Here is a 2,374-nt window from a genome sequence, read left to right as displayed (position 1 = left end):
TAAAAAAGTTTTCGTATTCTTTCATTTTAGTTTTTAAGCTCTCGCCGGCGCTCTTAAGCCACTCAATAGAATTTCTCAAACTGCTATCGATCTCATTGGCGTTTTTGAAAAAATCCAAACTTAAAAGCACTTCTAAAATCCTAACGATGCCTTTAAGGCTTAATCCCACTTGCTCGGTGAAAAGATGATTACCTTTTAAAGCGTTCTGCAATTGCTTTAAAAGCTCGTTAGTGATTTCTTTCACTTCGGGCTGTTCGCTTATTTCTAAAGCGCTGTTAGGCAAATTAGGGTAATTCATTTTTTATTCCTTATTTAATTTTTTTGTGGTAGGATTAGGTTCAACGGAGTTTAAAGAATGAATGTGCTTTTCTTTAGTGATTGCTTGCGGAGTCGGAAAACTCGTGGGCTTCTCTGCTGTGTCTCGTAATTCATAACTGCTTACTACCCAGTGATTTTCTAAATTTTTTTTATCCCATGTATTGTTTAATCCCACTCTCTTGTTATCATAATTCACAAACACACGCCCTAAATGATCCGTGCCTTTAGTGCCTTTCTCTAACACTTCAGGGATAGATTTAACGATATTGAAGGCGTATTCTTTAGCTTCTGCTTCATTTAGTCCTTTCTTCATCTCGTTAGATATTCTACGCTCTAATATATGCGCTAACCCATAACCGTTGCTATCTTTAGTCTTTTGCGTTCCCCAAACTAAATCAATATCCCCTAAACCTTCCTTATAAAACGCTCCTGCTACAAAACCTTTTTTAGTTTCTAATAGCTTGTTAATCGCTCCTAAGCCATCACCCTTAAACTCGCTATAATTATGCCCCCACTCGCTAGGCGTTTCAAGTTTTTGTTTTTTTATCCCTTTCTCGCTCTCTTTTTGCATGTCCTTTATGGCTTCTATCAAACGATTTAAAGCGGGGTTATTATCGCTAGGTTCTCTATTCACCATTAAAAGGTAATGCGTAAAGTCATAAATATCAATGTCTTTAAATTCCTTACTATTAGGGCTAAACATGTCCTTTGTAACATCTGCGATCTTAAATTCTTTCAAACCTTTTTTAATGTTTTCGCTTCTCAAAGCTTCAAATAACGCTTTAGACGGATCATCAAACCTCGCAAACCTTGCTATTGCTCCTCCTAAAATCTCGCTGATATCGCTAGTCGCTTGATCACTCTTTTCAAACATGTCTAACGAACTCGTTTTATAGAATTTCTCGCTCAAATCTTTCAAGCTCTCGCTCGTGGTTGGGTAATTCTTTAAATTGGCAAAACTGCGATCCATAATGTCGCTTAAATAAGCGTTCAGGCTCACATTAGGAAAACTCATGTCATGAATGAGATTATGAAAACTCCCGGCGTTATCTACAAACATTTTTTTCACTTTTTCATAGCTTTTAATGTCGTTAGAAAATTCTTTTTGCCAGCGGTTGAGTAATTCTATCCCTTGCGTCTTGGTCCTTGGCATGTTATACATTAAAAGCGCTAAATTACTATCGCCCACATTAGGGTGAGTCGCTTTGTCAAAATTAAGGTTATTAGCAACAATATTTTTTAACGAATAGACGCTATCAGCGTTTAATTTTGTTTCTAATTCTTTTAACTTGCTTTCATAGTGGCTTAAAACCGCTATCGCATGATCGCTTTCGCTATTAAAACGGCCTTGATTGCTTGAAGCCGCTAAATTGTTGATCTCGGTGTTGTCTAGGCGTTTGTTTGGCACGCGCACTAACAACTCGTCCGGTTTTAAGTCTATGTTGTAGTATTCTTTTATCGCTCTGTGGTAAATGTATCTACTTTTTGGCGTGAAGTTCAGCATGCCTTGGATGCGGTGGTTTCCTGCAATCACTTGGCCATCGTGTAAAATGATCGGTAAGTCTTCAAAACCTCCGCTCCCGAATATCTTTTTAGGGTCAAAATTTTGCGCGATGCTTTTAATCTGTTCTTCGTTCATGTCGGTGCGTTTTTGTGTCCCTCCTGTGGTAAAACTCGGTTTTAGATCTTTAGCTTTCACGATCGCATAGTCTAGATCGTAAATCTCTCGCTCGTTCAACCTCACTCGGCTTTTTGGGATCTGCGCTTGTATTTGTGTAGGTATATCCTCTCCTACTTATATTTTAGTCTGGCTTTCAATGTTGCCCGCATTCCCTCGCTCGTGTTCTAATTTCTTTTTTAACGCAACTTTTCGTTGTTTTTCTTGCTCTTTAGCTTTCAAAAACTCTTTTTCGCTTTCTAACTGCTCGCTTTCTAATTTTGCAAGCTTTTCAGCTTGGGCAAGTTCTAGCGGGCTTAAATCTTGCGAATGTTGAGCCGTGTTTTTTGGTGTTTTTAGTAAATCCTCTTGACTTGTTAGAGGTTTTTGTGTAAGATT

2 pseudogenes are annotated in these 2,374 nt (G+C 38.1%); both read right to left on the bottom strand.

The window, feature by feature from the left end:
- Nucleotides 1-298: pseudogene (locus H7O61_RS07725) on the bottom strand (hypothetical protein); the annotation flags it as partial.
- A pseudogene (locus H7O61_RS07720) lies at nucleotides 285-2,374 on the bottom strand (putative barnase/colicin E5 family endoribonuclease); the annotation flags it as partial. The pseudogenes H7O61_RS07725 and H7O61_RS07720, both read right to left, overlap by 14 nt.

Source organism: Helicobacter pylori (assembly GCF_014496965.1).
GTDB classification, from domain to species: Bacteria; Campylobacterota; Campylobacteria; order Campylobacterales; family Helicobacteraceae; genus Helicobacter; species Helicobacter pylori_CZ.
This window is presented reverse-complemented; position numbering and strand designations above follow the sequence as displayed.